At 71.9% G+C, this 26,442-nt stretch carries 24 protein-coding genes; 15 read left to right on the forward strand and 9 right to left on the reverse strand.

Translation table 11 applies throughout. The features are described from left to right. Positions 1 to 20: 20 nt before the first annotated feature. Together ACIBQ1_RS01110 and ACIBQ1_RS01115 are read right to left on the reverse strand one after the other, a co-directional pair. Entirely contained in the window at positions 21 to 1,040 is a 1,020-nt protein-coding gene (locus ACIBQ1_RS01110) for an SGNH/GDSL hydrolase family protein (RefSeq protein WP_397273895.1), read from the reverse strand. A gap of 93 nt (positions 1,041 to 1,133) precedes the next feature. Beyond that, a complete protein-coding gene (locus tag ACIBQ1_RS01115; RefSeq protein WP_397273896.1) occupies positions 1,134 to 2,489 on the reverse strand; it encodes an amino acid permease in 1,356 nt (451 codons plus the stop codon). A 169-nt stretch (positions 2,490 to 2,658) separates the two neighbouring features. Here ACIBQ1_RS01115 and dnaE point away from each other — a divergent pair, with 169 nt between their 5' ends. After that, positions 2,659 to 6,186, forward strand: a complete 3,528-nt coding sequence (dnaE, locus tag ACIBQ1_RS01120; RefSeq protein ID WP_397273897.1) for a DNA polymerase III subunit alpha — start codon at positions 2,659 to 2,661, stop codon at positions 6,184 to 6,186. Positions 6,187 to 6,374: 188 nt separating this feature from the next. Here the strand turns inward: dnaE and ACIBQ1_RS01125 are convergent, their stop codons facing one another. Continuing rightward, positions 6,375 to 7,031, reverse strand: a complete 657-nt coding sequence (locus ACIBQ1_RS01125; protein ID WP_397273898.1) for a response regulator — start codon at positions 7,029 to 7,031, stop codon at positions 6,375 to 6,377. Between the two features lie 34 nt (positions 7,032 to 7,065). Next, positions 7,066 to 8,217 carry a sensor histidine kinase gene (locus ACIBQ1_RS01130; protein WP_397273899.1) on the reverse strand — a complete coding sequence of 384 codons (1,152 nt, stop codon included), beginning with the start codon at positions 8,215 to 8,217 and terminating at the stop codon, positions 7,066 to 7,068. Between the two features lie 125 nt (positions 8,218 to 8,342). Between ACIBQ1_RS01130 and ACIBQ1_RS01135 the strand changes: the two genes are divergently transcribed. Continuing rightward, positions 8,343 to 9,152, forward strand: coding sequence for a lysostaphin resistance A-like protein (locus ACIBQ1_RS01135; RefSeq protein ID WP_397273900.1), 810 nt, complete (start codon positions 8,343 to 8,345; stop codon positions 9,150 to 9,152). Between the two features lie 85 nt (positions 9,153 to 9,237). Next, the gene (locus ACIBQ1_RS01140) at positions 9,238 to 10,608 is read left to right on the forward strand and encodes an amidase (RefSeq protein WP_397273901.1); all 1,371 of its coding nucleotides are present in this window, start codon (positions 9,238 to 9,240) and stop codon (positions 10,606 to 10,608) included. 6 nt (positions 10,609 to 10,614) lie between these two features. On the opposite strand, the gene ACIBQ1_RS01145 is transcribed toward ACIBQ1_RS01140, so the two are convergent. Further along, positions 10,615 to 11,136 (reverse strand): hypothetical protein, encoded by a 522-nt coding sequence (locus tag ACIBQ1_RS01145; RefSeq protein WP_397273902.1) that lies wholly within the window; start codon positions 11,134 to 11,136, stop codon positions 10,615 to 10,617. 63 nt (positions 11,137 to 11,199) lie between these two features. On the opposite strand from ACIBQ1_RS01145, the gene murA reads away from it, so the two are divergent. After that, the gene (gene murA / locus ACIBQ1_RS01150) at positions 11,200 to 12,510 is read left to right on the forward strand and encodes a UDP-N-acetylglucosamine 1-carboxyvinyltransferase (RefSeq protein WP_397273903.1); all 1,311 of its coding nucleotides are present in this window, start codon (positions 11,200 to 11,202) and stop codon (positions 12,508 to 12,510) included. 53 nt (positions 12,511 to 12,563) lie between these two features. Then, entirely contained in the window at positions 12,564 to 14,798 is a 2,235-nt protein-coding gene (locus ACIBQ1_RS01155; RefSeq protein WP_397273904.1) for a transglycosylase domain-containing protein, read from the forward strand. Positions 14,799 to 14,805: 7 nt separating this feature from the next. Here ACIBQ1_RS01155 and ybaK read toward each other — a convergent pair whose 3' ends face one another. After that, entirely contained in the window at positions 14,806 to 15,261 is a 456-nt protein-coding gene (ybaK, locus tag ACIBQ1_RS01160; RefSeq protein ID WP_397274539.1) for a Cys-tRNA(Pro) deacylase, read from the reverse strand. A gap of 59 nt (positions 15,262 to 15,320) precedes the next feature. Further along, positions 15,321 to 16,076, reverse strand: coding sequence for an AraC family transcriptional regulator (locus tag ACIBQ1_RS01165; protein WP_397273905.1), 756 nt, complete (start codon positions 16,074 to 16,076; stop codon positions 15,321 to 15,323). Between the two features lie 53 nt (positions 16,077 to 16,129). Between ACIBQ1_RS01165 and ACIBQ1_RS01170 the strand changes: the two genes are divergently transcribed. Then, complete coding sequence (locus ACIBQ1_RS01170) at positions 16,130 to 17,254, forward strand: MFS transporter (RefSeq protein WP_397273906.1); 1,125 nt, start codon at positions 16,130 to 16,132, stop codon at positions 17,252 to 17,254. A 64-nt stretch (positions 17,255 to 17,318) separates the two neighbouring features. On the opposite strand, the gene ACIBQ1_RS01175 is transcribed toward ACIBQ1_RS01170, so the two are convergent. Both ACIBQ1_RS01175 and ligD read right to left on the reverse strand, forming a co-directional pair. Then, entirely contained in the window at positions 17,319 to 18,761 is a 1,443-nt protein-coding gene (locus ACIBQ1_RS01175; RefSeq protein ID WP_397273907.1) for a trypsin-like serine peptidase, read from the reverse strand. A gap of 114 nt (positions 18,762 to 18,875) precedes the next feature. After that, positions 18,876 to 19,886 (reverse strand): non-homologous end-joining DNA ligase, encoded by a 1,011-nt coding sequence (ligD, locus tag ACIBQ1_RS01180; protein ID WP_397273908.1) that lies wholly within the window; start codon positions 19,884 to 19,886, stop codon positions 18,876 to 18,878. 487 nt (positions 19,887 to 20,373) lie between these two features. Here ligD and hisD point away from each other — a divergent pair, with 487 nt between their 5' ends. Genes hisD through hisF form a run of 9 tightly spaced genes read left to right on the forward strand, consistent with a single transcriptional unit; the run spans position 20,374 to position 26,399 of the window. Further along, a complete protein-coding gene (gene hisD, locus ACIBQ1_RS01185) occupies positions 20,374 to 21,690 on the forward strand; it encodes a histidinol dehydrogenase (protein ID WP_397273909.1) in 1,317 nt (438 codons plus the stop codon). Then, complete coding sequence (locus ACIBQ1_RS01190; RefSeq protein ID WP_397273910.1) at positions 21,687 to 22,757, forward strand: histidinol-phosphate transaminase; 1,071 nt, start codon at positions 21,687 to 21,689, stop codon at positions 22,755 to 22,757. The genes hisD and ACIBQ1_RS01190 overlap by 4 nt, the downstream gene beginning before the upstream one ends. Continuing rightward, positions 22,754 to 23,347, forward strand: a complete 594-nt coding sequence (hisB, locus tag ACIBQ1_RS01195; protein WP_185073043.1) for an imidazoleglycerol-phosphate dehydratase HisB — start codon at positions 22,754 to 22,756, stop codon at positions 23,345 to 23,347. The genes ACIBQ1_RS01190 and hisB overlap by 4 nt, the downstream gene beginning before the upstream one ends. After that, positions 23,344 to 23,499, forward strand: coding sequence for a hypothetical protein (locus tag ACIBQ1_RS01200; protein ID WP_397273911.1), 156 nt, complete (start codon positions 23,344 to 23,346; stop codon positions 23,497 to 23,499). The genes hisB and ACIBQ1_RS01200 overlap by 4 nt, the downstream gene beginning before the upstream one ends. Further along, positions 23,490 to 24,128 carry an imidazole glycerol phosphate synthase subunit HisH gene (hisH, locus tag ACIBQ1_RS01205; RefSeq protein ID WP_397273912.1) on the forward strand — a complete coding sequence of 213 codons (639 nt, stop codon included), beginning with the start codon at positions 23,490 to 23,492 and terminating at the stop codon, positions 24,126 to 24,128. Before ACIBQ1_RS01200 ends, hisH begins: the two co-directional genes overlap by 10 nt. Positions 24,129 to 24,156: 28 nt before the next feature. After that, positions 24,157 to 24,486, forward strand: a complete 330-nt coding sequence (locus ACIBQ1_RS01210) for a hypothetical protein (protein WP_397273913.1) — start codon at positions 24,157 to 24,159, stop codon at positions 24,484 to 24,486. Beyond that, positions 24,487 to 25,209 carry a bifunctional 1-(5-phosphoribosyl)-5-((5-phosphoribosylamino)methylideneamino)imidazole-4-carboxamide isomerase/phosphoribosylanthranilate isomerase PriA gene (gene priA / locus ACIBQ1_RS01215; RefSeq protein WP_397273914.1) on the forward strand — a complete coding sequence of 241 codons (723 nt, stop codon included), beginning with the start codon at positions 24,487 to 24,489 and terminating at the stop codon, positions 25,207 to 25,209. Positions 25,210 to 25,251: 42 nt separating this feature from the next. Beyond that, entirely contained in the window at positions 25,252 to 25,641 is a 390-nt protein-coding gene (locus ACIBQ1_RS01220; protein WP_397273915.1) for a Rid family hydrolase, read from the forward strand. After that, positions 25,638 to 26,399 (forward strand): imidazole glycerol phosphate synthase subunit HisF, encoded by a 762-nt coding sequence (gene hisF / locus ACIBQ1_RS01225; RefSeq protein WP_355364810.1) that lies wholly within the window; start codon positions 25,638 to 25,640, stop codon positions 26,397 to 26,399. The genes ACIBQ1_RS01220 and hisF overlap by 4 nt, the downstream gene beginning before the upstream one ends. Positions 26,400 to 26,442: the final 43 nt, after the last annotated feature.

Here is a 26,442-nt window from a genome sequence, read left to right on the forward strand (position 1 = left end):
GGGAGCGGCAGGGGAGCGGCTCAGGGGGCGGATACGTGGAAGTTGTTCATGGGGCGGCCCGGCCCGGCGGCGATCTGCTTGGTGATGAGCTCGGCGAAGCGGCGGTAGCCGTCGCCCGTCGGGTGGTAGCTGCGGGCGTTGACCTTGAGCTCCTCCACGTTCACGTTCAACCCGTTCAGGTACGGCTGCGGCCGCCCGACCTCGTGGCCCGTGAACGCCTCGTACGCGTCCACGTACTCCGCGCTCCCCGGGGCGCCGAAGGCCGCAATCGCGCGGTCGAAGTCGGACACCACCGAGCCCACCGCGTCGTTGAGGCGGCGCGTCATGCCGTTGATCCAGTTCTGGTCCTCGGCGCTCAGGTTGTCGACGGTCACCTCGGGGTCCTTGGGGAAGGGCCGGGGGTAGCCGAGGACGATGATGCGGGCGTTCGGCGCCCGCGTACGCAGCTCGCGCAGCACCTTGAGCAGGCTGGGGCGGAGCTCGTCGATGCGGCGGGAGACGGCGGCGTCCTGCTCCACGCACGCCGACGACCACGGCAGCTTGACGATGCAGGCCGTGAGCACCTTGGTGAATCCGGCGTCGTTGCCGCCGATGCTCAGCGTCACCAGGCTGGTGGCCGGGCCCACGCGGGTGATCTGGGGCTTCTGCCCGTACTGGCCCGACAGGATCTGGGCGGTGGTGGCGCCGCTGCAGGCGTAGAAGGCGGTGCCGCCCCCGAAGCGGTAGGCCCGCTCCACCAGCGGCACGTACGAGCCCGTCGCCCGGTGGCAGCGGTCGGCGCCGTCGTTGAGCGGCTTGTTGTCCAGGTCCCAGACGCCCTCGCCGGAGGAGTAGGAGTCGCCGAGCGCCACGTACATGCCGCCCTGCGCCACCTGCACGGCGGTCAGGCGGGTCACCTGCGGCAGGCTCCCGCGTTGGCTCTGGCCGGTCGGGCAGCTCGCGTCCAGCACGGCGCAGGCCAGCTTCGGTAAGACGCCCGAAGGCACGCACGCCACGGCGAGCGTGACGCCGGCGGCGACCGCGGCCACGATCCGGACCATCGCTCGCCTGGTCCACTTCGGCGTCTCTCGTGTCGCCTCGTCCAGTGTGGCCTCCCCGTGCGGCTCCGTGCCGGCACCATCGAGAGTACTCAGTCAGGGGCCGCCGCCGTTGACCGTCCGGCGGCGGCTGACCATCCGCCAGCCGAGGGCGATGGCCGCGGCCATCGCCGGGATGAGGAAGAACGCCACCTGCTGGTCGCGGTCGGCGAAGGGCATCAGCAGGACGACGAGCAGCAGGAACGCCAGCGTGAGCCAGTTGGTGAAGGGCGAGCCGGGCATCGGGAACACCGACAGGTGACCCGACTGACGCAGCCTGATCTGGCACCAGACGAGCACGCCCCACGTCGTGATCACGCCGAGGGAGGCGACGGCGGTGGCGATGTTGAAGGCGCGCTCGGGCAGGAAGTAGAACAGCGCCACCCCGGCCAGGAACATGGCCGCCGTGAACACGATGCCGCCGATCGGGACGAACCTGGAGCTGAGCGTGCCCGCGAACCGGGGCGCCTCCTGCTTCATGGCCATCGAGCGCAGGATGCGGCCCGTGGCGTACAGGCCGGAGTTGCAGGACGAGAGCGCGGCGGTGATCACGATGAGGTTCATCGCGTCGGCGGCCCACGGGATGCCGAGGCCCGAGAAGACCGTCACGAACGGCGAGGTGCCCGCGTGGTAGGCGGTCCACGGCAGGACCATCGCCAGCAGCGCCACCGAGCCCACGTAGAAGATCGCGATGCGCCACACCACGCCGTTGATCGCCTTCGGCATGACCTCGTGCGGCCTGGCCGTCTCGCCCGCCGTGATGCCGACCAGCTCGATCGACGCGTACGCGAACACGACCGACTGCAGGCTCATCAGCACCATCGGGAAGCCGTTGGGGAAGAGCCCGCCGTGGGAGACGAGGTTGTGCGGGGTCGCCTGGCCGATCGTGAAGACCACCAGGACCAGGCCGACCACCAGGAAGATCGTGATCGCCAGCACCTTCAGCATGGCGAACCAGAACTCCAGCTCGCCGAACAGCCGGACCGACACCAGGTTGACCGACATCACGAAGCCCAGGGCGATCAGCGCCGTCACCCACTGCGGGAACCCCGGCGCCCAGTAATGGATGTAGGCGGCGATGGCGGTCAGCTCGGCGATGCCGGTGAACGCCCAGTTGATCCAGTACATCCAGCCGCTGGCGAAGGCCGCCCACGGGCCGATGAACTCGCCCGCGTACTCGACGAACGACCCCGACGCCGGGCGGTAGAGCACGAGCTCGCCGAGCGCCCGCATGACGAAGAACGCGGCCAGGCCGGCGGCGGCGTACGAGAGCACCAGACCGGGCCCCGCGGCGGCCAGCCGGCCCCCCGAACCGAGGAACAGGCCGACGCCGATCGCCCCGCCGATCGCGATCATCTGGACCTGGCGGTTGCCGAGCGCGTGCCGGTATCCTTCGTCGGTCTGCGTGCGCACCGAGTGTCTCCTCAACTACTTACAGTGAATGCGACGATATCGGTGCCGATGGTCGCGGAGGATCCGGCGCGCCGGTCCGGACGGGGGGCGCGGCGCGGGCATCGGGATGTCGGTCCGGACCACTAGAGTCGGAGCTCGCAACCCCATCGAGATCGGGAGGCGCCGCTCCATGTCGTCCAGCGACTCGTTCGTCCATCTGCACGTGCACACCGAATACTCGATGCTGGACGGGGCCGCCCGGCTCAAGCAGATGTTCAAACAGGTCGGTGACCTGGGCATGCCGGCGATCGCGATCACCGATCACGGCAACATGCACGGCGCGTACGACTTCTACAGGCAGGCGACGGGCGCCGGGATCAAGCCGATCATCGGCATCGAGGCCTACGTCGCGCCGGAGCTGCGCCACAACAAGAAGCCGGTCCTGTGGGGCGAGCCGCACCAGAAGAGGGACGACGTCTCCGCGGGCGGCTACTACACCCACATGACGATCTGGGCGCGCAACCGGACGGGCCTGCACAACCTGATGCGCCTGTCCTCCCGCGCCTACACCGAGGGGTTCGTCCGCAAGTGGGCGCGGATGGACGCCGAGACCCTCGCCGAGCACTCCGAGGGCCTGATGGCCACCACCGGGTGCCCGTCGGGCGAGGTGCAGACGAGGCTGCGGCTGGGCCAGTACGACGAGGCGGTCAAGGCCGCCGCGAAATACCAGGAGATCTTCGGCAAGGACAACTTCTACCTGGAGATCATGGACCACGGGCTCGACATCGAGCGCCGCGTCCGCGACGGGCTGACCGGGATCAGCAAGGAGCTGAACATCCCGCCGCTGGTCACCAACGACTCGCACTACACCTACGAGTCCGACGCCCCCTCCCACGACGCCCTCCTGTGCATCCAGACCGGCAAGCAGCTGTCCGACCCCGACCGGTTCCGCTTCGACGGCAGCGGCTACTACATCAAGACCGCCGACGAGATGCGCGCGGTCGACTCCTCCGACCTGTGGGCCGAGGGCTGCCGCAACACGCTGCTGGTCGCCGAGAAGGTCGACCCCGAGGGGTTCTTCCAGCACAAGAACCTCATGCCGACCTTCCCCGTCCCCGACGGCATGACCGAGGAGCAGTTCTTCCGCCAGGAGGTCTGGAAGGGCCTGGAGTGGCGCTTCCCCGAGGGCGTCGACGAGGAGCACCGCGCCTGGGCGGAGAACGAGCTGGGCGTCATCATCCAGATGGGCTTCCCGAGCTACTTCCTCGTGGTCGCCGACTTCATCATGTGGGCCAAGAGCAACGGCATCCGCGTGGGCCCCGGCCGTGGCTCGGCGGCCGGGTCGCTGGTGGCGTACGCGCTGGGCATCACCGACCTCGACCCGATCCCGCACGGCCTGTTCTTCGAGCGCTTCCTCAACCCCGAGCGCGTGTCCATGCCCGACGTCGACATCGACTTCGACGAGCGTAGGCGCGGCGACGTGATCCGCTACGTGACCGAGAAGTGGGGCGCCGACAAGGTCGCCATGATCGCCACGTTCGGCACCATCAAGGCGAAGGCCGCCATCAAGGACGCGGGCCGCGTCCTGGGCTTTCCCTACGCGCTGGGCGACCGCGTCTCCAAGGCGTTCCCGCCCGCCGTCATGGGCAAGGACATCCCGCTGTCGGGCATCTTCGACAGGGACCACCAGCGCTACGCCGAGGCGGGCGAGCTGCGCAAGCTCTACGAGGAGGACGTCGACGTCAAGGCGACGATGGACCTCGGCAAGGGCCTGGAGGGCCTGATCAGGCAGACCGGCGTGCACGCCGCCGGCGTGATCATGTCGGCCGAGGTGCTGACCGACTACATCCCGATCATGCGCCGCGACTCCGACGGCGCGATCATCACGCAGTTCGACTATCCGACCTGCGAGACGCTCGGCCTGCTGAAGATGGACTTCCTGGGCCTGCGCAACCTCACGATCATCGACGACTGCGTGAAGATGATCGAGACCACCACCGGCGAGCAGATCGACCTGCTGAAGCTGCCGCTCGACGACCGCAAGTCCTACGAGCTGCTGGCCCGCGGTGACACGCTCGGCATCTTCCAGCTCGACGGCGGCGGCATGCGCTCGCTGCTGCGGCTCATGCGCCCCGATAACTTCGAGGACATCTCCGCCGCCCTCGCGCTCTACCGCCCCGGCCCGATGGGCGCCAACTCCCACACCAACTACGCGCTGCGCAAGAACGGCCAGCAGGAGATCACCCCGATCCACCCCGAGCTCGAGGAGCCGCTGAAGGACATCCTCGACACGACCTACGGCCTGATCGTCTATCAGGAGCAGGTCATGGCCATCGCGCAGCGGGTCGCCGGCTACTCGCTGGGCGGCGCCGACCTGCTGCGGCGCGCGATGGGCAAGAAGAAGAAGTCCGAGCTGGACAAGCAGTTCGAGTTCTTCGAGAAGGGCATGCAGGACAACGGCTTCTCCGCCGCGGCCATCAAGGCGCTGTGGGACATCCTGCTGCCGTTCTCCGACTACGCCTTCAACAAGGCCCACACCGCCGGCTACGGCCTGGTCTCCTACTGGACCGCCTACCTCAAGGCCAACCATCCGGCCGCCTACATGGCCGCGCTGCTGTCCTCGGTGAAGGACGACAAGGACAAGTCGGCCCTCTACCTCAACGAGTGCCGCCGCATGGGCATCAAGGTGTTCCCGCCGGACGTCAACGACTCCGACTTCGACTTCACGCCGCGCGGCACTGACATCCGCTTCGGCCTGTCCGCCATCCGCAACGTCGGCGCCAACGTCGTCGACGGCATCCTCAAGGCGCGCAAGGAGAAGGGCCGCTTCGCCGACTTCAAGGAATTCCTGCGCAAGGTGCCGGCCATCGTCTGCAACAAGCGCGTGATCGAGTCGCTGATCAAGGCGGGCGCGTTCGACTCGGCCGGCCACGTCCGCAAGGGCCTGGTCATGGTGCACGAGCAGGCCGTCGACGCGATCATCGACATCAAGAAGAACGAGGCCATCGGCCAGGACTCCCTGTTCGGGGCCATCGACGGGGGCGAGGACCAGACCTTCGACGTGCAGATCCCGGTGGGGGAGTGGGACAAGAACACGCTCCTGCAGTTCGAGCGGGAGATGCTCGGCCTCTACGTGTCCGACCACCCGCTGTTCGGCGTCGAGCACATCCTCTCCGCCGGGGCCGACTGCTCGATCGCGGCCGTCCAGGACGAGAGCCGGGCCGACGGCATGGTGGTGACCGTGGGCGGCATCCTGAGCGGGGTGCAGCGCAAGGTCACCAAGAAGGGCGACACCTGGGTGCTGACCCAGCTGGAGGACCTCGAAGGCTCGATCGAGGTGATGATCTTCCCGTCGTCGTACCAGCTGTGCTCGACGATCCTGGCCGAGGACGCGATCGTCTTCGTCAAGGGGCGGATCGACAAGCGGGAGGACGTCGCCAAGATCATCGCCATGGAGGTGACGGCGCCCGACCTGACCCAGGAGGCGGGCGGGCCCCTGCTGGTGAGCCTGCCGCTGACCCGCTGCACGCCGCCGGTGGTGGGGCGGCTGAAGGAGATCCTCACGACGCATCCGGGGACGTCGGAGGTGCACCTGCAGGTCCACAACGGCCCCAGGACCACGGTGATGCGCGTGGACGACCGCCTGCGCGTCACGCCCTCGCCTGCCCTCATGGGCGACCTGAAACAACTCCTGGGTCCCGCCTGCCTGGGCGCGTGACCCCCACCTGAGGCCCGGCCCTCGTCCGCCGTCCGCTCGCCGGGTCCTGGCCCTGGGCTCCCGCTGTCGCTTGCCGAGGCCCGGGCTCTCCCGCCGCTGCGGCCCGCCGTTTGGGCCAGGTCGCGATCGGATGCCCGCTGAGGGCGGTCGGCATCGTCTCGGGCCGGGCCGGGGTCGGGTGGCGGGCGTCAGGAGTCCGGGGTGTCCTTGAGGTGGAGGGCGAGCCGGGTGCGGTCGCGGAGGCCGAATTTGCGGAGCAGGCTGGAGACGTGGTTCTTCACCGTGCCCTCCGTGAGGCGCAGCCGGGCCGCGATCTCCCGGTTGGAGGCCCCCGCGGCGATCAGCGCCGCCACCTGCGCCTCCCGGGCCGACAACCGCTCCCCGTCCCGAGGCGCGGCAGGCACGGCGGGCGTGGGCGGCGTGCGGCGGATCTCGGCGACCAGGCGGGCGGCCACGGGCGAGGCCAGCACCGTCTCCCCGCGACCGGCCCGGCGGACGGAGTCGACCAGCTCCTCCGGCGTGCAGTCCTTGAGCAGGTAGCCGACGGCGCCCGCGCGCAGCGCGCCGAAGATGTAGTCGTCCTCGTCGAAGGTGCTGAGCACGATCGACGCCACTTCCGGGTGCCGGGCCGACAGGTGGGAGATGAGCTCGACGCCGTTCATCCTGGGCATCCTGGCGTCCACCAGCGCCACGTCCGGGCGGCACCCCTCGGCCACCAGGAGCGCCTCCTCGCCGTCGGCGGCCTCGCCCGCCACCTCGATGCCGTCCTCGATCTCCAGCAACTTGCGCAGGCCCTGCCGCATCAGCTGCTGGTCGTCGACCAGCAGCACCTTGATCGCCCTCATGTCGCCACCTTCGCCCGGACCGGCAGCTCCGCCTTCATGTCGCCGCCTTCGCGCGGACCGGCAGTTCCGCCCGCAGCTCGAAACCGCCGCCCGGCCGGTCGCCCGCGACGAGGGTGCCGCCCACGGCGCGGGCGCGTTCGGCGAGCGAGCTCAGGCCGAACCCGCCGCGCGCCCCCCGGTCGCGGCCCTGGCCGTCGTCGGCGACCGCCAGGACGACGGCCTCGCCGGAGAAGGTGAGCGTGCCGCTCACCTGGCGGGCGCCGGCGTGCCGGACGGCGTTGGTGAGCCCCTCCTGCAGCACGCGGTAGAGCACCAGCTCCACGTCGGGCTCCAGGGCCGTCTCACTGCCCGCCACCTCGAAGGACACCGCCAGCCCCGTGCCGTCGAAGGACGCCGCCAGCCGCTCGAGCGCCGCGCTGCCGACGTGGCCTTCGAGCGCGAGCGGGCGCAGCGCGCGGACCCACCGGCGGGCGTCGGCCAGCGCCTCCACGGTCAGCTCCTTCGCCTGGCGCACCTCGTCCCAGGCGGCCTCGGGGCGGCGCGAGCGGAACCGCTCGGCGTTCTCCAGGCTCAGCTTGATCACCGTCAGGTGGTGGCCGACGGAGTCGTGCATCTCGGCGCCCATCCGCGCCCGCTCCTGGGCGACCGTCAGCTCCCTGACCCGCGCCAGCAGCCGCTGCGCCTCCTCCCGCCTGCGCCGCGCCTCCAGCACGGCCGACGTCATGCCCAGCACGAACGTGGCGAAGACGATGACGGGCACCGCCTGCACGATGGCCTCCGGCACGCTGCGGCCGTACCCCGCCACGGCCGTGACGGACAGCGCGCCCACCAGACAGCCGACGATGACCGTCGCGACCCGCATGCCGTAGACGAACGCCACATTGGCGATCGCCAGGAGCGTCAGCAGCTGGTGGATCTCGGCCGAGCCCGTGAATCCCAGCGCGAACGTCGCCAGCAGGAACACCACCGGCAGGGGCCGCCGCCATCCTGCGCAGCCGCGCCAGGGCAGCAGCAGCCAGAGCACGGCCACGAGCGCCAGGTTGGCGCTGAAGGGCTCGGCCCAGGGCCGCGCCGAGGGCTCGGCCGCGTACGCGACGACCCCGGTGGCGACGAGCACCACCCAGAACACGACGGTGAACAGGACGGGCCGGCCGGGGACGCGCAGCCGGGCCAGACGACGCTGCATGGCTTCGACCATAGTTACCTGCGAGGGCTTTGTGATCCTCCTTGAGGACCCATGACGAAGGTCATGACGGGTTCCGCCCGCGGGCCGATGCGCGGCCGTCGCGGGGCTTCCTAGCGTGGCGGTCCATGAAAGCCACTCATCCCGTATGGGCCGTGCTGATCACCGTCGCCGCGATGTTCGCGATGGTGTTCGGCGGCTCCCTGCCCGCGACGCTGCTCCTCGCCCCGGGCGACCTCCTGTATCGGCCGGTGGGCGTGGTCGGGATCACGCTGGCCTCGCTCGCGCTCGTCTACTTGATCCGCCGCTTCCTCGGCCGCCAGTCGTGGCGGGGCGTCGGGCTCACGAGGACCTGGCGGGCCGTGCCGCACCTGCTGGCGGGCGTCCTGGCGGGCGCGGTCGCGGTGATCGCCGCCGGCGCGCTGTCGGTGGCGCTCGGCGTGGCCACCTGGGTGCCGTGGGACACGGTGCGCCCCCAGCTCCCCTATGTGCCGCTCTACGTCGTCATCGCCCTGCTCGGCCAGGCGTTCCCCGAGGAGCTGTTGTGGCGCGGGCACCTGTACGACACGCTGTCGGGCCGGCTGTCACCGAAGGCCGTGCTGATCGTGGTGTCCGTGTGCTTCGGCGCGCTGCACATCATCTCCCAGAGCGCGGCCGACACGCCCGCCGAACGGCTGCTCTACGTGCTCCAGGCGATCGGGCTCGGCTTCGCCTGCGCGGCGGCGCGGGCGCGCACCGGGACGGTGTGGATGGCGGTCGGCGTGCACACCGGCCTCCACACCGGCAACATCGTGCTCCCGACCCAGGACATCCAGTACGGCGTGCAGCTCGTCATCGTGACCTGCGCGCTCACCGTCACCGGCCTGCTCATCCTGGCCAGGCGGCGCGACGGTCGCGCCGCGCCGCTGGAACGGAGGCTGGTGAGGGAGAGTTCCTGAGCGGTGGTGATCCGACGAGCGGCCCCGGCCGGGGTGGGCAACCCTCGCCGTCGCCGGGCCGCGGCCCGTGGGGCAGGATCCAAGGGTGAGCGAACTGCACTACTTGACCGCGACCGAGCTGGCCCGCCTGATCAGGACGAGGCAGGTGAGCGCCGTCGAGGTCGTCCAAGCCCACCTCGACCGCGTCGAGCAGGTCAATCCACGCGTCAACGCCATCGTGACCCTGGTCGCCGAGCGGGCGCTCGACGCGGCCAAGGCGGCCGACGCGCGGGAGCCGGCCGGTCCGCTGCACGGCCTGCCCGTCGCGCACAAGGACCTCGTCGACACGGCCGGCATCCGCACCACCTACGGCTCGCCGCTCTTCGCCGACAACGTGCCGGCCCAGGACGACGTGATCGTCCAGCGGCTGCGCGCCGCCGGGGCCATCACCGTGGGCAAGACCAACACGCCGGAGTTCGGCACCGGCTCCCACACCGTCAACGAGGTGTTCGGCGCCACCAGGAACCCCTACGACCTGTCCAGGTCCGCCGGCGGCAGCAGCGGGGGCGCCGCCGCGGCCCTGGCCACCGGCATGGTCCCGCTGGCCGACGGGTCCGACATGGGCGGCTCGCTGCGCAACCCGGCCTCCTTCTGCAACGTCGTCGGCCTGCGCCCCACCCCGGGCCGCGTCCCCTACCTGTCCGACACCAACGCCTGGTACACGCTGTCGGTGCAGGGCCCGATGGCCAGGACGGTCGAGGACGTCACGCTGATGTTCGGGGCGATCGCCGGGTTCGACCGCCGGTCCCCGTACTCGATCAAGGAGGTCTTCGCCCCCGAGCCGGAGGAGGGCGTGCGGGGGCTGCGCGTGGCGTGGAGCCCGGACCTGGGCGGCCTGCCGGTGGACCCGAGGACGGCGGAGGTCACCGCGGCGGCGCCGCCGGTGTTCGAGAGCCTGGGGGCCCGGGTCGAGCAGGTCGAGCTGGACCTGTCGGAGGCCGAGGACGCGTTCAGGACCTACCGGGCGTGGAACTACGCGCTGTCCTTCGGCGACCTGACCGGACTCGGCCCCAACACCGCGTGGAACGTCGAGCGGGGCCGCCAGGTCACCGGCGCCGACCTGGCCCGGGCCGAGCGGGCCCGCAGCCGCCTCTACCAGCGGATGGCCGCGTTCTTCGACACCTACGACGTGCTGATCGCGCCCGTCAGCCAGGTGCCGCCGTTCCCGGTCGAGCAGCCCCACGTCAGCGAGGTCAACGGGGAGCCGATGCCCGACTACCTCGCCTGGATGCGCTCGGCGTACTGGATCAGCGTGCTGCACGCCCCTGCCGCGTCCGTACCGGCCGGGTTCACGGCGGAGGGGCTGCCGGTGGGGGTGCAGATCGTGGGCCGGCCGTTCGAGGACGCCAGGGTCCTGCGCGTGGCCCGCGCGTTCGAGCAGGCCACCGGGCACGGCCTGCGCCGTCCGCCCCTCTGACGCGGGTCAGAGGGTTTGCGGCGGGTCGCCGTACGGGTGGCGCAGCGGCGACTCGCGATAGCCGTGCATGCCCTCCAGCAGCCCGAACAGCCCCACCGCCAGCAGCGGCCAGGACACCAGCACGCCGGAGGCGGTCAGCTTCAGCGCGCCCGGGACGACCTTCACCCCGGGCGTGGCGGCGGCCTCGACCACGACCGCCCCGATCGTGAACGTGGACCCGACCCACAGCGTCAGCATCGCCCCCAGGACGCCGCCCGCGCAGAGCCCGAGCAGCACCGCCAGCATCCACCGCCGCGCGGCGAACCACGCGACCCCGCCGCACAGCAACCCCAGCCCGCCGGTGACCACCGCGAACCACCCGTCGGCGGCGATCAGCGCCTGCGTGGACGGGTCGGCCAGCACCGTCCCTTGATCCGTGACCTGGTACGGCGCCCGTGGCGTGATCCCTGACCAGAGCAGCCCGGCCGCCGCCCCGAGAGTGGCAAGTGCGAGGACAGTTACCGCGAAAGCGCGCACTTCCCTCGTCACGCCACTCCCCCTTACATGTGTGTCCGAATCAGCTCGATGGTATCCCCCGGCTAGGCTCGCTTCGTGATTGCAGAAGAGGTCTGGTTGATAGAACCCTCCGGCCCGCTCCGGGGGGACGTCGAGGTACGCGGCTCCAAGAACGGAGTCTCCAAGCACATGGTCGCCGCCATGCTGGGCGGTGGGGAGAGCAGCATCCACAACGCCCCGGAGGTGGGCGAGGTGGAGATCACCGCCGCGATGCTGCGGGCGCTCGGCATCAATGTCGAGATCTCCCGGACGGAGATCAGGATCGCGCGAGGTCAGGCGATCGAGCCGCGGGTGCCGGACGCGTTCACGGGCCTGAACCGCATCCCCATCCTCATGCTCGGCCCGCTCCTGCACCTGGCGGGGGAGGCGTTCGTGCCGCTGGTGGGCGGCGACCCGATCGGGCGCCGGCCGGTCAACTTCCACGTGGAGGCCCTGCGCGCGATGGGCGCCGAGGTGGAGGTGGGCGACACCGGCATCTTCGCCAAGGCCCACCGCCTCACGGGCACCAGGATCGAGTTGCCGTACCCGAGCGTGGGCGCCACGGAGACGGTCCTGATGTCGGCGGTCCTCGCCGAGGGCAAGACGGTGCTGAAGAACGCCGCCATGGAGCCCGAGGTGGTGGAGCTGGCGCTGTTCCTGCAGCGGATGGGGGCCAGGATCGAGCTCTCGCCCGACCGCAGGATCGTCATCGAGGGCGTCGAACGGCTGCGCGGCGCCTCCACCTGGCTGACCGGCGACCGCATCGAGGCGTTCTCGTACCTGGCCGCGGGGCTGGTCACCGGCGGCGAGGTGCGGGTGCACGGCTGCCCGCAGGACCGCCTGGTCACCGCGATCACCACGCTGGCCAGGATGGGCGCCCGGTTCGACATCAACGACGAGTACCTGTGCGCCACCGCGCCGCCCGAGGGGCTGCGCTCGGCGGCCGTGCAGACCGACACCCACCCCGGGTTCATGACGGACTGGCAGACGCCGCTCATGGTGCTGTTCACGCAGAGCCAGGGCATGTCGGTGCTGCACGAGACGGTCTTCGAGAACCGCCTGGTGTACGTGCCGGCGCTGCAGAAGATGGGCTGCGAGATCGAGGTGTTCGACCAGTGCCTGGGCGGCCCGGCCTGCCGATACCACGACACCAACGCCAGGCACTCGGCGGTCGTGCGCGGCGTGTCCAAGCTCAAGGGCGCCGACGTGACGTTGCCCGACATCCGGGCGGGGTTCTCGGCCGTGCTGGCGGCCGCGGTGGCCGACGGGCCGTCCACGCTGCGCGGCGTGCACCACATCGAACGCGGTTACCACCGGCCGTTCGAACAGTTCGCCTCGCTCGGTCTGCACATCCGCAGGCAACGGTAAACAGGTGACAAGCGGGCGTTTGGCGCGGATCCGGACGTCGCAGATCATGTGACGTGACCGTACTCAGATCCGCCGGCGCGCTCGGGCTGGCGGGGGCGCTCGGAGGGGTGCTGGCCGCGGCACTGGCCGCGCCCGTGGTCAGCGGGGGCGGCATCGCCGCCAAGAACGTCGCGAACACCTTCGTCGACCTGCCGCCGGCCCCGCGCGAGGAGCCGCTGGAGCAGGTGACCAGACTGCTGGACAAGGACGGCAGGACGTTCGCCCAGTTCTACGAGGCCAACCGGACGACCGTCCCGCTGCGCGCCGTCGCGCCCGTGATGCGCAAGGCGATCGTGGCCGTCGAGGACGCCCGCTTCTACGAGCACGGCGGCCTGGACGTCCGGGGCACCTTCCGGGCGCTGCTCACCAACACGCAGGCCGGCGGCATCAAGCAGGGCGGCTCGTCCCTGACGCAGCAGCTCGTCAAGAACATCCTGGTCGAGGGCGCCCGCAACGAGACCGAGCGCGACCGCGCCCGCGCCCCGAACCTGGCCCGCAAGATCACCGAGCTGCGGCTCGCGCTGGCGCTGGAGAAGAAGTACCGCAAGGACGAGATCCTGGAGCGCTACCTGAACATCGCCTACTTCGGCGCCGGAGCCCACGGCGTGGAGGCGGCGGCCAGGCGCTTCTTCTCCACGTCGGCCTCCCTGCTGACCCTGGGGCAGGCGGCCACGCTGGCGGGGGCGGTGCGCATGCCGTACTCGACCGACCCCTCGCTCGGGCGGGACCATCGCGACCGCCTGAAGCTGCGGCGGGACCTCGTGCTCGACCGCATGGCCGGGCTGAAGCTGATCACGCAGCAGGAGGCGGAGAGCGCCAAGGCCGCGCCGCTCGGCATCAAGCTCAGGCCCGAGCCCGGCGGGTGCGAGCAGAGCGCCTACCCCTTCTACTGCCTGTACGTGCAGCGCGAGCTCCTGTCGAACCCCGTGTTCGGCAACACCGCGGCCGAGCGGCGGACCCGGATGTCCAGGGGCGGCCTGACGATCAGGACCAGCCTCGACCCGGTCGCGCAGCGCGCCGCCGAGCAGGCCATCCGCCGCCACGTCTGGCCGGAGGACACCGAGGTGGCCGCCGAGGCCATGGTCGAGCCGCGGACCGGGCGGATCAGGGCGATGGCGGCCAGCAAGCGCTTCGGCCGCAACCCCGGCAACCGCAAGAACGGCCCCAAGACCACCTTCAACCTGGCCGCCGACGTGGCGCACGGGGGCGGTCAGGGCTTCCAGGCCGGGTCGACGTTCAAGGTGTTCACGCTGGCCACGGCGCTCAAGCAGGGGTGGCACTTCGGCGACGGCTTCAACACGCCGGGCGAGCTCGTGCCCTCGCAGGGCTACCGCGACTGCGCGGGCCGCGCCGTGAACGACCCGGACACCCGCATACTCAACGCCACCGGCGAGGGCTCCGGCGGCCCGCACAGCATCGAGACCGGCACCTGGAAGTCGGTGAACATCTTCTACATGATGCTGGAGCGCAAGGTCGGGCTCTGCAACGTGGTGCAGACGGCCAAGGCGCTCGGGATCGGCCGGGCGGACGGGGAGCCGCTGAAGGAGGTGCCGACGTTCACGCTGGGGGTCAACGAGATGGACCCGGTGACGGTGGCGGCGTCGTTCGCGACGTTCGCGGCCAGGGGGATCTACTGCCGGCCGCTGGCCATCGTGGAGATCGTCGGCAGGGACGGGCGGCGCACCCACGTGCCGCCCTCGTGCGAGCGCGCCCTGGAGGAGGAGGTCGCGGACGCGGTCAACCACGTGCTACAGGGCGTCTTCGACAAAGGGACCATGCAGGGGCAGAGCATCGGCCGCCCGGCCGCCGGCAAGACGGGCACCAACAACGGGTACACCTCGGCCTGGTTCGCCGGCTACACGCCCTCGCTGGCGGCGGCGGTCAGCGTGGGGGACATCCGCGGGTCGTACCGGTTCCCGCTGCAGGGAGTGCAGATCGGGGACAGCTACTACGGATCGGTGCAGGGGGCGTCGCTGCCCGGGCCGATCTGGGTGGAGTCGATGGAGTCGGCGCTGAGCAGCGTCGAGCCCAAGGGATTCACGGGGCCGGACATGGCCCGCTTCGGCGGGGGCAACACGCCGGGGCTGGAGCAGGCGCTCGCCGAGGAGGAGCGCAAGCGGCGCGAGGCGGAGCGGGGCCGGGGGCCGGGGCGGGGAGACCACCCGTTCTTCCGGCGGCAGCGGCGGCTCTTCGAGTGGCTCGTCGGGCAGTCGCCCCTGGAGGCGGAGCCCGAGCGGCCGCGCCGCTGACGGGCGGTCAGGAGGGCTTGCCGATGGGGGCGGTGACGGCCCTGGTGAGCGTGATGAGGTTGTCGGGCGCGGTCTCGATCTGGAGGCCGCGCTTCCCGGCCGAGAAGTAGATCGTCTCGAAGTCGAGCGCCGAGGAGTCGACCACCGTCGGGAGCTGCTTGCGCTGGCCGAGAGGGCTGATGCCGCCCACCACGTAGCCGGTCACGCGCTCCACCTTGGCGGCGTCGGCCATGGCGGCCCGCTTGCTGTCGAGGGCGCCGGCCAGGGCCTTGAGGTCGAGCTTGCCCGACACGGGCACGACCGCCACCGCCAGCCCGCTCTCCACCTCGGCCACCAGCGTCTTGAAGATCCGCTCGTAGGGCAGGCCGAGCGCGTCCGCGGCCTCCTCGCCGTAAGCCTGGGCCGCGGCGTCGTGCTCGTACGGGTGGAGCGTGAACTCGGCCTTGGCCTTGGTCAGCGCCATGGTGGCCGGGGTGCCGCCCTTGCCTTTCGATTTGCTCACGGGACCCCATTGTAGCGAATCTACATTGTAAAGGCCTTGCCCGGGGTGTACCCGAACGCCCGCTTGAACACGTCGATGAACGCGCTGGCGGAGGCCCACCCGCACCGGTGGGCGACGGTGGTCACGGAGACGCCGTCGGCCAGCAGGAGCAGCGCGTGGTGCAGGCGCAGCTGGGTGCGCCACTGCGGGAAGCTCATGCCCAGCTCGCGCCGGCACAACCTGGCCAGCGTACGGTCGCTGGTGCCCGCCTGGACGGCCAGCTCCGCCAGGGTCCTGCCGTCGGCGGGGTCGCGGTGCAGGATCGCGCAGACGGCGGTCAGCCTGGGGTCGCGGGCGGTGGGCAGGTGGAGGGGGTGCTCGGGGGCGCGCTTGAGCCGGTCGACGAGCACGGCCCACAACCGCTCGCGCTCCCCTCCGTCCCCGGAGACGTGGGTGCCGGACTCCGTGTCGCAGGTGTAGGCGATGATCAGCTCGCGGAGCAGGGGGCCGACGGCGAGGACGGCGGGGTGGCCGAGGCACAGGGGGTTGTCGGCGAGGCCCACCAGGCGGAGGTCGGTGTCGCCGTGGGCGCGGTGTTCGTGGACGGTGCCGGCCGGGATCCAGAGGGCGCGGTTGGCCGGGGCGACCCAGGTGCCCGCGCTGGTGGTGACCGAGACCACGCCGCGGCAGGCGTAGACGATCTGGTGGGTGTCGTGTCGGTGCGCGTCGATGCCCGCGCCCGGCGCCAGCGGCCGCCGCCCCGTCGGCGCCTCGGGGAGATGGCGGATTGCCGTCATAGATTGGCATTTTATCGGAAGCGGGCCAGCTGGCACCGGGACAGGATCGGAGGGTGAACAGGACCCCGATGCTCGCCGCCGGCCATGCTGCCGTGGACTTCTACCAGGGTGCCGTCCCCGCGCTCGTGCCCTTTCTGGTGGCCGGTCGCGGCTACGGGTACGTCGCCGTGTCCGGCATCGTGCTGGCCGCCACGCTGCTGTCCTCGGTCGTGCAGCCGGTGTTCGGCGTGCTGACGGACAGGTGGCGGATGCCGTGGCTGATCCCGGTGAGCACGCTCGTCGCGGGCGCCGGGGTGGCGCTCGGCGGGGTGACGGACTCCTACGTGCTGACCTGGCTGGCGGTGGCGCTGTCCGGTCTCGGCGTGGCGGCCTACCACCCGGAGTCCGCGCGGCTGGCCAGGATCGCGAGCGAGGGCAGTCACGTCCGGATGAGCTGGTTCTCGCTGGGCGGGACGCTGGGGTTCGCGTCGGCTCCGGTGCTGGTGACGCCGTTGCTGGCGGGGTGGGGGCTGGGCGCCTCGCCGTTGCTGGCCGCGCCGGCGGTGCTGGGCGCGGTGGCGACGCTCCCGGCGGTGCGGGCGCTGGCCGGGGGAGGGCGGGCGGCGCGGGCCGCGGCGCCGGCGTCCGGCCAGGACGACTGGCCGTCGTTCGTCCGGCTGACGCTGGTGATCGTCTTCCGCTCGGTCGTGTACGTCGGGCTGAGCGCCTTCGTGGCCCTCTACATGGGAGGCGGGGCGGCGGGCGCGGTGGCGCTGTTCGTGCTGTTCGCGGGCGGGGCGGTGGGGACCGTGCTGGGCGGCAGGCTGGCGGCCCGGTGGGGGCGGATGCGGACGATGCGCCTGGCCTACGCGGTGGCGGTCCCGGCGGTCGCGGGGGTGGTGCTGGCGCCGGGGCCTGTCGCGTACGTCTTCGTCGCGGTCTCGTCGATCGCCCTGTACGCGCCGTTCTCCCTGCATGTCACGCTGGGCCAGGACTTCCTGCCGACCCGGGTGGGCACGGCCGGGGGCGTGACCCTGGGGCTCGCGGTGAGCGTGGGCGGCCTGGCCAGCCCGCTGGTGGGCGCGGTCGCCGAGGCCACCACGTTGCGGACGGCGCTGGCGTGCTTGATCGTCTTCCCGGTGCTGGCCTGGTTGCTGGCCCGGACGCTGAAGGAGCCGGTGCTGGAGCCCGCCGCCTGAGCTCCCGCCTGCCGGGGTGCGCCGGGCGGCGGCCTCCCGTGCTCTGCCGGGCGGACCCGCCCGGCTATCGGCGGTAGGTGGGGAGGGTGACGGTGCTGGTGTTGTCGCGCTGGGTCGGGTCGAGGCGCGTGGAGTCCACGTGGGCGGTGACGCGCGGGAAGGTGGCGGCCCGGCGGGTCACGCGGACGCGGGCCGTGAGCCGGACCGGGCGGTCGGGGTGGAGGGCGGCGATCGTGCAGGTGGCGTGCCGGGCGGAGCGCCGGCACGGCGCGCCGTTCACCGTGGTCAGGCTCGTACCGGCCGGCACGTCGAACGTGACGGGCACCTCGGCGGCCCCCATCAGGCCGCGCATGGTCACATCGGCCTTGACGGTCGCGACGCCGCCGCGCCTGAGCGGGCGGCGCGGGCCCGAGGCGCTGATGGACAGCGCGTCGTACACCCCCTGCGGGTCGGCGCGCTTGACGATCGCGCCGTAGCTCTCGGCGTTGAGGGCGTTGGCGACGGAGTAGCCTTCCGCCCCGCCGTCCTCGGTGCCCGCCGACAGCACGCCGATCAGGTCCCCGGTGCCTCTGAGCAGCCACGGGCCGCCGCTGTGGCCCTTGAACAGGTGGCAGTTGTGCGTCTCCATGCGCCCGCCCTCCGACGTGGCGGTGATGCGGGAGACGAGCAGGGTGCCGGTTTCGGCGATGCCGCCGGTCTGCTCGGTCCTGGCCAGGCACCAGAGCTGGTCCCGGCCGTCGTACGGCTTCCTGCCGCTCACGCCGGGGTAGCCCGTCGTGGCGACGGTGTACTCGCCGCCCTGGTTGCGGATCGGGGTGAAGGCGCCGACCGCCTCCTGGAGGGTGCGGTTCTTCCTGCCGACCTCGAGAAGGGCGATGTCGAAGTTGGAGTTCCAGTCACCGCCGCTCATGCCGGTGTAGGTGTCGGGCTTCCACGCCTGCCGGGCGCCCCACCGCCCGTAGGGCTCGCGCTGCCGCACGCTGGTGGCCTGCCCGTCGTACGCGGGCACGAACGCGAAGTTCGTGTGCCACTGGCCGGTCGACGCGCCCAGCGGCACGCTGTACACGCAGTGGGCCGCGGTGACGATGAGCAGCCCGACCGCCGAGCGCACCACGGAGGCGCTGCAGGAGTCGTCCTGCCCGCTCGCGTTGACGTAGAACAGCCGGCCGGTGGCGCGGCTCTGCTCCGCGGCGGTGTACGGGCGGCTCATGGGGGCGTAGCCGTTGGCGTCCCCGCCCGGGGTGATCCGCTTGCTCTCCGGCACGCCGCGCCGCTCGGCGCCCGGGACCTGCCCCTGCAGGCTCTTCGGCAGTTCCGTGGCGTTGGCCCGGGCCTGCTTGCCCGCGGTCCAGTAGCGCACGGCGCGGGCGGGGCGCATCAGCGGGGACGACTCGACGCCCAGGACGCTGTCCTGGACGGGTGTCAAGGGGGGCTGCCCGGCGGTCGCGGGCGGCGCGAGTGCGACGCCGGCCAGCGTGGTGAGCGTGGTGACCAGGACCTTCGGCACAGTGTCCCCTTTGAGCGAATCGGCAACGTCTCGATCACTCTAGGTTACGAAATGCAGACGAAGTGTAGTTAGGGGCTCCGTGTCGTCATAACGCCCCCCGCCTGGCGGGGGTGTTCAGCCGGCCGCGGCGTCGTTGTCATGGCCCGCGGGCAGGAACTCGGCGGTGCCGGCCTCGGCGGGCTCGCGATCGGGCCGCAGCCCGCGCCACGACGGGTGGCGCAGGCGGCCGTCGCCGGTGATCTCGGCGTACTGCACCTCGCCGACCACGCGTGGCTCCACCCACCGCGCGTCCCTGGCGTGCTCGCGCGGCACCGGCTCGCCGAACGGCGGGTCGGGGCGCTCCAGGGGAGCCAGGCGCTCGCCCAGGTCGCGCAGCATGGCCTCGGTGAACCCCGTCCCGACGTGCCCCACGAACCGCAGCCGCCCCCGAAGGTCGTAGGCGCCCAGCAGCAGCGACCCGATCATCCCGGAACGCCGCCCGGCCCCCGGCTTCCAGCCGGCGATCACGACCTCGGCGGTGCGTACGTTCTTGACCTTCGTCCAGTCGCCGCTGCGCCTGCCGGGCCGGTACGGCGAGCCCACCCGCTTGCACACGACCCCTTCGAGCCCGAGCTGCCGGGAGGAGTCGAACGCGAGCCCGGCGTGGTCGGCGAACCACACGGGCACCTCCCACCGGTAGCCGGGCGTGAACGTGGTCTCGAGCAGCTCCCTGCGCGCGGTGTAGGGGCGGGAGACGGTGCTGTCGTCGTCGAGGTGCAGGATGTCGAACGCCATGAACGTCACCGGCACCGACCTGGCCAGCTCGGCCACCGCCGCCGGGTTGCGCTGGTGCATCCGGGGCTGCAGCGCCTCGAAGCTGGGCCGCCCGCTCTCGTCGAACGCCACGATCTCCCCGTCGATCACGGCCGCGTGCCCGCGGGCGGCGCCGGCCATGAGCTGGAGCTCGGGGTAGGCGGGGGTGATGTTCTTGGCGTTGCGCGACATCAGGCGGACGGCGCCGCCCTCGATGTAGGCGAGGGCGCGCACGCCGTCCCATTTCATCTCCACGGCCCAGTCCGCACCCTGGACGGAGGTCAGGGTGCCGGGCTGCGCCAGCATCGGCGCGTAGGCCGGCAGCCGCACCATGGTGCATGCCGTACCCGCCGGGCTGATCGACAGTGGCCGGCGGGGGTCTGCAGATGGTCAAGCGCGGTGTCCTCGACGAGCTCGGCCAGGTCCACGCCGTGGACGGCGAGCTCGGAGACGGTGGCGCAGCAGCCCCGCAGGTACGCAGCAGCCCCGCAGGTACGTCGTGGACCTCATGGGCACGCACGGGCTTCCGCCCCGACATGGGCCGTCGCCGTCTGGGTAAAAGGAAATTGGCGCCTTTTTGGCGTCCGGCGTCAGCGGGGGGCTCAGGACGGGCGGTGGTGACGGTTCTCGGCTTTCCCCGGCCGTGGCCGTGCCCCCGTGACGGCCACGGCGGTGCCCCGGCAAGGCCCGGTCCGGGGTGATGGCGGCCGTGGGCGCGACGTCGGCGAGCGCCGCCCACGGCCGCTCCCGCGGGCGGCGGCGCGCCGTCCGGATGGTGGACAGAACCTGATTCAGGGGCCGGACTCCGTAGACTGTGATGGTGATTTCCCGTATTGACATGCGCGGTTCTCTTCCGGAGAACCTGCGCGACGTGCTGCCCCGCGCCGAGCTCGACGTCGAGGCCGCCCTGGAGAAGGTGCGGCCCATCTGCGACGACGTGCGCCATCGCGGGGCGGCAGCCGTACGGGAGCTGACCGCCAGGTTCGACGGCGTCGAGATCGCCACCACCCGGGTCTCCGCCGAGGCCATCGACAGGTCCCTGCGCGAGCTCGACCCCAGGGTCAGGGCGGCGCTGGAGGAGTCGATCAGGCGGGCCAGGCTGGTCCACCGCGATCAGCGGCGCGCCGACGTCACCACGCAGGTCGTGCCCGGCGGCACCGTGACCGAGCGATGGCTGCCCGTCGAGCGCGTGGGCCTCTACGTCCCCGGCGGTCGCGCGGTCTATCCGTCCAGCGTGGTCATGAACGTCGTCCCGGCGCAGGAGGCCGGCGTCGCCTCGCTGGCCGTGACCAGCCCGCCGCAGAAGGAGTACGGCGGGCTGCCGCACCCCACGATCCTGGCCGCGTGCGCGCTGCTCGGTGTGGACGAGGTCTACTCGGTGGGCGGGGCGCAGGCGGTGGCCATGTTCGCCTACGGCACGGAGGAGTGCCCGCCCGCCACGATGGTGACCGGTCCCGGCAACATCTGGGTGGCGGCGGCCAAGCGGCTGCTCAAGGGGCGCATCGGCATCGACTCCGAGGCGGGCCCGACCGAGATCGCCATCCTGGCCGACGAGACGGCCGACCCGGTCCACGTGGCCGCCGACCTGATCAGCCAGGCCGAGCACGACCCGATCGCCGCCGCCGTGCTGGTCACCACCAGCGTCGAGCTGGCCGACGCGGTCGAGAAGGAGCTGCCGGGCCAGGTGTCGGCGACCAGGCACTCCGAGCGCGTCGCCGAGGCGCTGGGCGGCAGGCAGTCGGGCATCGTGCTGGTCGGCTCCGTCGACGACGGCATCAAGGTCGTCGACGCGTACGCGGCCGAGCACCTGGAGATCCACACCGCGGACGCGGCGGAGGTGGCCGGAAGGATTCGCAACGCCGGGGCCGTCTTCGTGGGCCCGTACGCGCCCGTGTCGCTCGGCGACTACCTCGCCGGGTCCAACCACGTGCTGCCCACGGGCGGTTGCGCCTGCCACTCCAGCGGCCTGTCGGTGCAGTCGTTCCTGCGCGGCATCCACGTCGTCGACTACACCCGCGAGGCCCTGGCGGGCGCGGCGGCCCATGTCTCGGTCCTGGCGGACGCCGAGGACCTTCCGGCCCACGGCGCCGCGATCCGCGCCCGATTCGACTGGCAGATTCCCACGGAGACCGCGTGAACCTCGACGACCTGCCCATCCGGGACGACCTCCGGGGTAAGTCGCCGTACGGCGCGCCCCAGATCGACGTCCCCGTCCGGCTCAACACCAACGAAAACCCCTACCCGCCCTCGCCCGAGCTGGTCGCCGACCTGGCCGAGGCGGTCCGGGCGAGCGCGGGCGAGCTCAACCGCTATCCCGACAGGGACGCGACGGCCCTGCGCGCCGACCTGGCCGCCTACCTCGGTCACGGCCTGACCACCGCGCAGGTGTGGGCCGCCAACGGCTCCAACGAGGTGCTCCAGCAGATCCTGCAGGCGTTCGGCGGCCACGGCCGCACGGCCATCGGGTTCGAGCCGTCGTACTCGATGCACCCGATCATCACCAGCGGCACCAGCACGGAGTGGATCGCGGCCGGCCGCGAGGACGACTTCTCGATCGACCCCGGCAAGGCGACGGCGGCGATCGAGGAGCTTCAGCCCGACATCGTGTTCCTGGCCTCGCCGAACAACCCGACCGGCACCGCCCAGCCGCTCGAGACCATCGAGGCCGTCCTGGCCGCCGCCCGGGGCATGGTCGTGGTCGACGAGGCCTACGCCGAGTTCGCCCGCGAGGGCACGCCGTCGGCGCTCACGCTGCTGCCCGAGCACCCCAGGCTGATCGTCACCAGGACGATGTCCAAGGCGTTCGCCATGGCGGGCACCCGGCTCGGCTACCTCGCCGCCCACCCGGCCGTGGTGGAGGCGCTGCTGCTGGTGCGCCTGCCGTATCACCTGTCCACGCTCACCCAGGCGGCGGCGCGGGTGGCGCTGCGGCACCGGGCCGAGCTGCTGGGCACGGTCGACGCGCTGCGGCGCGAGCGCGACGAGACGGTCGCGTGGCTGCGCTCCAAGGGCCTGGCCGTGGCCGACTCCGACGCGAACTTCGTGCTGTTCGGGCGCTTCCCCGACCGGCGCAAGGTGTGGGAGGGGCTGCTGGAGCGCGGTGTGCTCATCCGCGAGGTGGGCCCGCCACAATGGCTGCGTGTGTCGATCGGCACCGGTGAGGAGATGGCGGCCTTCCGCGCCGCCCTGGAAGGAGTCCTGTGAGTCGCGTAGGCCGCGTCGAGCGCGTTACGAAGGAGACCTCGGTCCTGGTGGAGGTCGGCCTCGACGGCACCGGCCGGGTCGAGGTGTCGACCGGGGTCGGCTTCTTCGACCACATGCTGGCCCAGCTCGGCAAGCACGGGCTGTTCGACCTGACGGTCAAGACCGAGGGCGACCTGCACATCGACTCCCACCACACGATCGAGGACACCGCGCTCGCGCTGGGCGCGGCGTTCCGCGAGGCGCTGGGCGACAAGTCGGGCATCAGGCGGTTCGGCAGTGCGTCGTGCCCGCTGGACGAGTCGCTCGCCCAGGTCACCGTCGATCTGTCCGGCCGCCCCTACCTCGTGCACTCCGAGCCCGAGGGCATGGCGCCGATGATCGGCCCCGAGTACGACACGACGATGACCCGCCACATCCTGGAGTCGCTCGTCGCGCAGGCCGCGATCTGCCTGCACGTCCACGTGCCCTACGGGCGCAACGCCCACCACATCGTGGAGGCCCAGTTCAAGGCTCTGGCCAGGGCGCTGCGCGAGGCGTCGGAGCTCGACCCGCGCGCCACGGGCGTGCCGAGCACCAAGGGCGTCCTATGACCGGGAACGTCCTGGCCATCGCGATGGTGTTCATCGGGCTGTTCCTGATCGGCGGCGTGTTCTCGCTGTTCAGGCAGGGGCTGAAGATCGGTGCGGCCGTCTGCGCGCTGGGTGCGGCGATGGCGATCACGGCGGGGGTGCTGTGGTGGTAGGCAAGAAGGTCGTGGTGCTCGACTACGGGTCGGGCAACCTGCGCTCGGCCGAGCGGGCGCTGGCCCGGGTGGGCGCCGACGTGACCGTCACGTCCGACTTCGACGCCGCCATGGACGCCGACGGGCTGGTGGTGCCGGGCGTGGGCGCGTTCGAGGCGTGCATGGGCGGGCTCAGGCGCGTGCGCGGCGAGCGGATCATCGGGCGCCGCCTGTCCGGCGGGCGCCCGGTGCTGGGCATCTGCGTGGGCATGCAGATCCTGTTCGCACGGGGCGTCGAGCACGGCGTGGAGACCGAGGGCTGCGCCGAGTGGCCGGGCACGGTGGAGCGGCTCGACGCGCCCGTGCTGCCCCACATGGGGTGGAACACGGTCAAGGCGCCCGCCGACAGCGTGCTGTTCGCCGGGCTCGACGCCGCGACGCGCTTCTACTTCGTGCACTCGTACGGAGTGCGCGAGTGGGAGCTGCGCACCGGCGAAGGGTTCGCCGAGCCGCTGGTCACCTGGGCCGAGCACGGCGTGCCGTTCGTGGCCGCCGTCGAGAACGGCCCGCTCAAGGCCACCCAGTTCCACCCCGAGAAGTCCGGCGACGCCGGAGCCGCGCTGCTGAAGAACTGGCTCGGCACGCTGTGAGCGCCCTGCCCACCCGATCCGGGCTCTCATGAGCAAGGAACGCGCGCGCCGCCGGGCCGAGCGGGAGGCGGAGCGGGCGCGCGCGATCCGGGCCAACGAGGAGCGGCAGGCCCGCCGGGCCCGCCGCCGCGCCCTCGTGACCCGGCTGACCCCGCGCCCGGTGCGGTTCTACCGCCAGGGCGGCCTGCTCGCCCGCCGCCATCGCGCCCAGAACATCGTGGTCGCGCTGAGCTTCCTGTTCGTCCAGGCCATCGTGTGGCTGGTGTGGGGCTCCTTCCCGCTCAGCCTCGCCGTCCTGGTCTTCTCCCTGCTGCTGGTGCCCGTTGTCGTGACCCTCGCTTTCGACCGGAGGATCTGAATGTCGCTCGTATTGCTGCCCGCCGTGGACGTCGTCGACGGCCAGGCCGTACGCCTGGTGCAGGGCGAGGCCGGTACCGAGACCGGCTACGGCGAGCCGCTGGCCGCCGCGCTGGCCTGGCAGGAGGCGGGCGCCGAGTGGATCCATCTGGTCGACCTGGACGCCGCGTTCGGCCGGGGCACCAACCGGGAGCTGCTCGCCGGCGTCATCGGACGGCTCGACGTGAACGTGGAGCTGTCCGGCGGCATCCGCGACGACGACTCCCTCACCGCCGCGCTGGCCACCGGCTGCCGCCGGGTCAACATCGGCACCGCCGCTCTGGAGAATCCCGAATGGTGCCGGAAGGTCATCGCCGAGCACGGCGACAAGATCGCGGTCGGGCTCGACGTGCGCGGCACCACGCTGGCCGCCCGCGGCTGGACCGAGGAGGCCGGTGACCTGTGGGAGGTCCTCGACCGCCTGGAGGCCGACGGCTGCCCCCGCTACGTCGTCACCGACGTGACCAAGGACGGCATGCTCAAGGGCCCCAACCTCGACCTCTACCGCCGGATCCTGGCGCGCACCGACCGGCCCGTCGTGGCCAGCGGCGGCGTCTCGTCCGTCGACGACCTGGTCGCGCTCGCCTCCCTCGTCCCCGATGGGCTGGAGGGCGCCATCGTGGGTAAGGCGCTCTACGCTCACGCGTTCACACTGGAAGACGCGCTTGCCGCAGTACGCGTGTAGCTCTTGCCGGGAGGGGGCGAGATGAGCGTCAGCATCTTTGGTATGGAAAGCGCCGGGCGCAGGGTGTTCTCCGGCGGCATCTGGGAGGAGAGGTACGGCTACGCCCGCGCCGTCGTGGCGGGTGACCGGGTGATCGTGTCCGGCTGCACCGCGACGGTCGACGGAGAGGTGCGCCATGTCGGCGACGCCTACAGACAGAGCCTGACCGCGATCGACATCGCGCTGGAGGCCGTCCTGATGGGCGGCCTGACCAGCGATGACGTGGTCATGGTCCGTTACTATGTGGTGGAGCAGCGCCACTTCGACCTCGTCGGGCAGGCCATCGGCGAGGTCTTCGGCAAGGTGCGCCCCGCCTGCACCGGAGTCAGGGTGGCCGGGCTGGTCGACCCGAGAATGCTGGTCGAGATCGAAATCGAGGCACACCGAGCATGACCGTAGCCGTAAGAGTCATCCCCTGTCTCGACGTGGACGCCGGCCGCGTGGTCAAGGGGATCAACTTCGAGAACCTCCGCGACGCGGGCGACCCGGTCGAGCTGGCCAGGCGCTATGACGAGGAGGGCGCCGACGAGCTGACCTTCCTCGACATCACTGCCTCGTCCGGCGAGCGGGAGACCATGCTCGACGTGGTGCGCAGGACCGCCGAGCAGGTGTTCATCCCGCTCACCGTCGGCGGCGGCGTGCGTGCGGTGGAGGATGTCAACCGCCTGCTGCGGGCCGGGGCCGACAAGGTGTCGCTCAACACGGCGGCCATCGCCCGGCCCGAGCTGCTCACGGAGGCGTCCCGGCGGTTCGGCGCCCAGTGCGTCGTGCTGTCCGTGGACGCCCGCCGCGCGCCCGGCACCCCCAGCGGGTTCGAGGTGACCACGCACGGCGGTCGCCGCGGCACCGGGATCGACGCGGTGGAGTGGGCGGCCCGCGGCGAGGAGCTCGGGGTGGGTGAGATCCTGCTCAACTCGATGGACGGCGACGGCACGCTCGACGGCTACGACCTGGAGATGTTGCGGGCGGTCCGCGCCGCGGTGCGGGTGCCGGTGATCGCCAGTGGCGGCGCCGGGCGGCTGGAGGACTTCCCTCCGGCGGTGGCGGCGGGCGCCGACGCGGTGCTCGCGGCGTCGGTGTTCCACTTCGGCACGCTCAAGATCTCCGAGGTCAAGGACACGCTCCGGCTGGCGGGCCACCCGGTCCGCTAGCCCGCCGGGGGCGGGCGTCACGCGCGTGGGCGGGTCCGGAGGC

The organism is Nonomuraea sp. NPDC050153 (assembly GCF_044460125.1).
In the GTDB taxonomy this organism is placed as follows: Bacteria; Actinomycetota; Actinomycetes; order Streptosporangiales; family Streptosporangiaceae; genus Nonomuraea.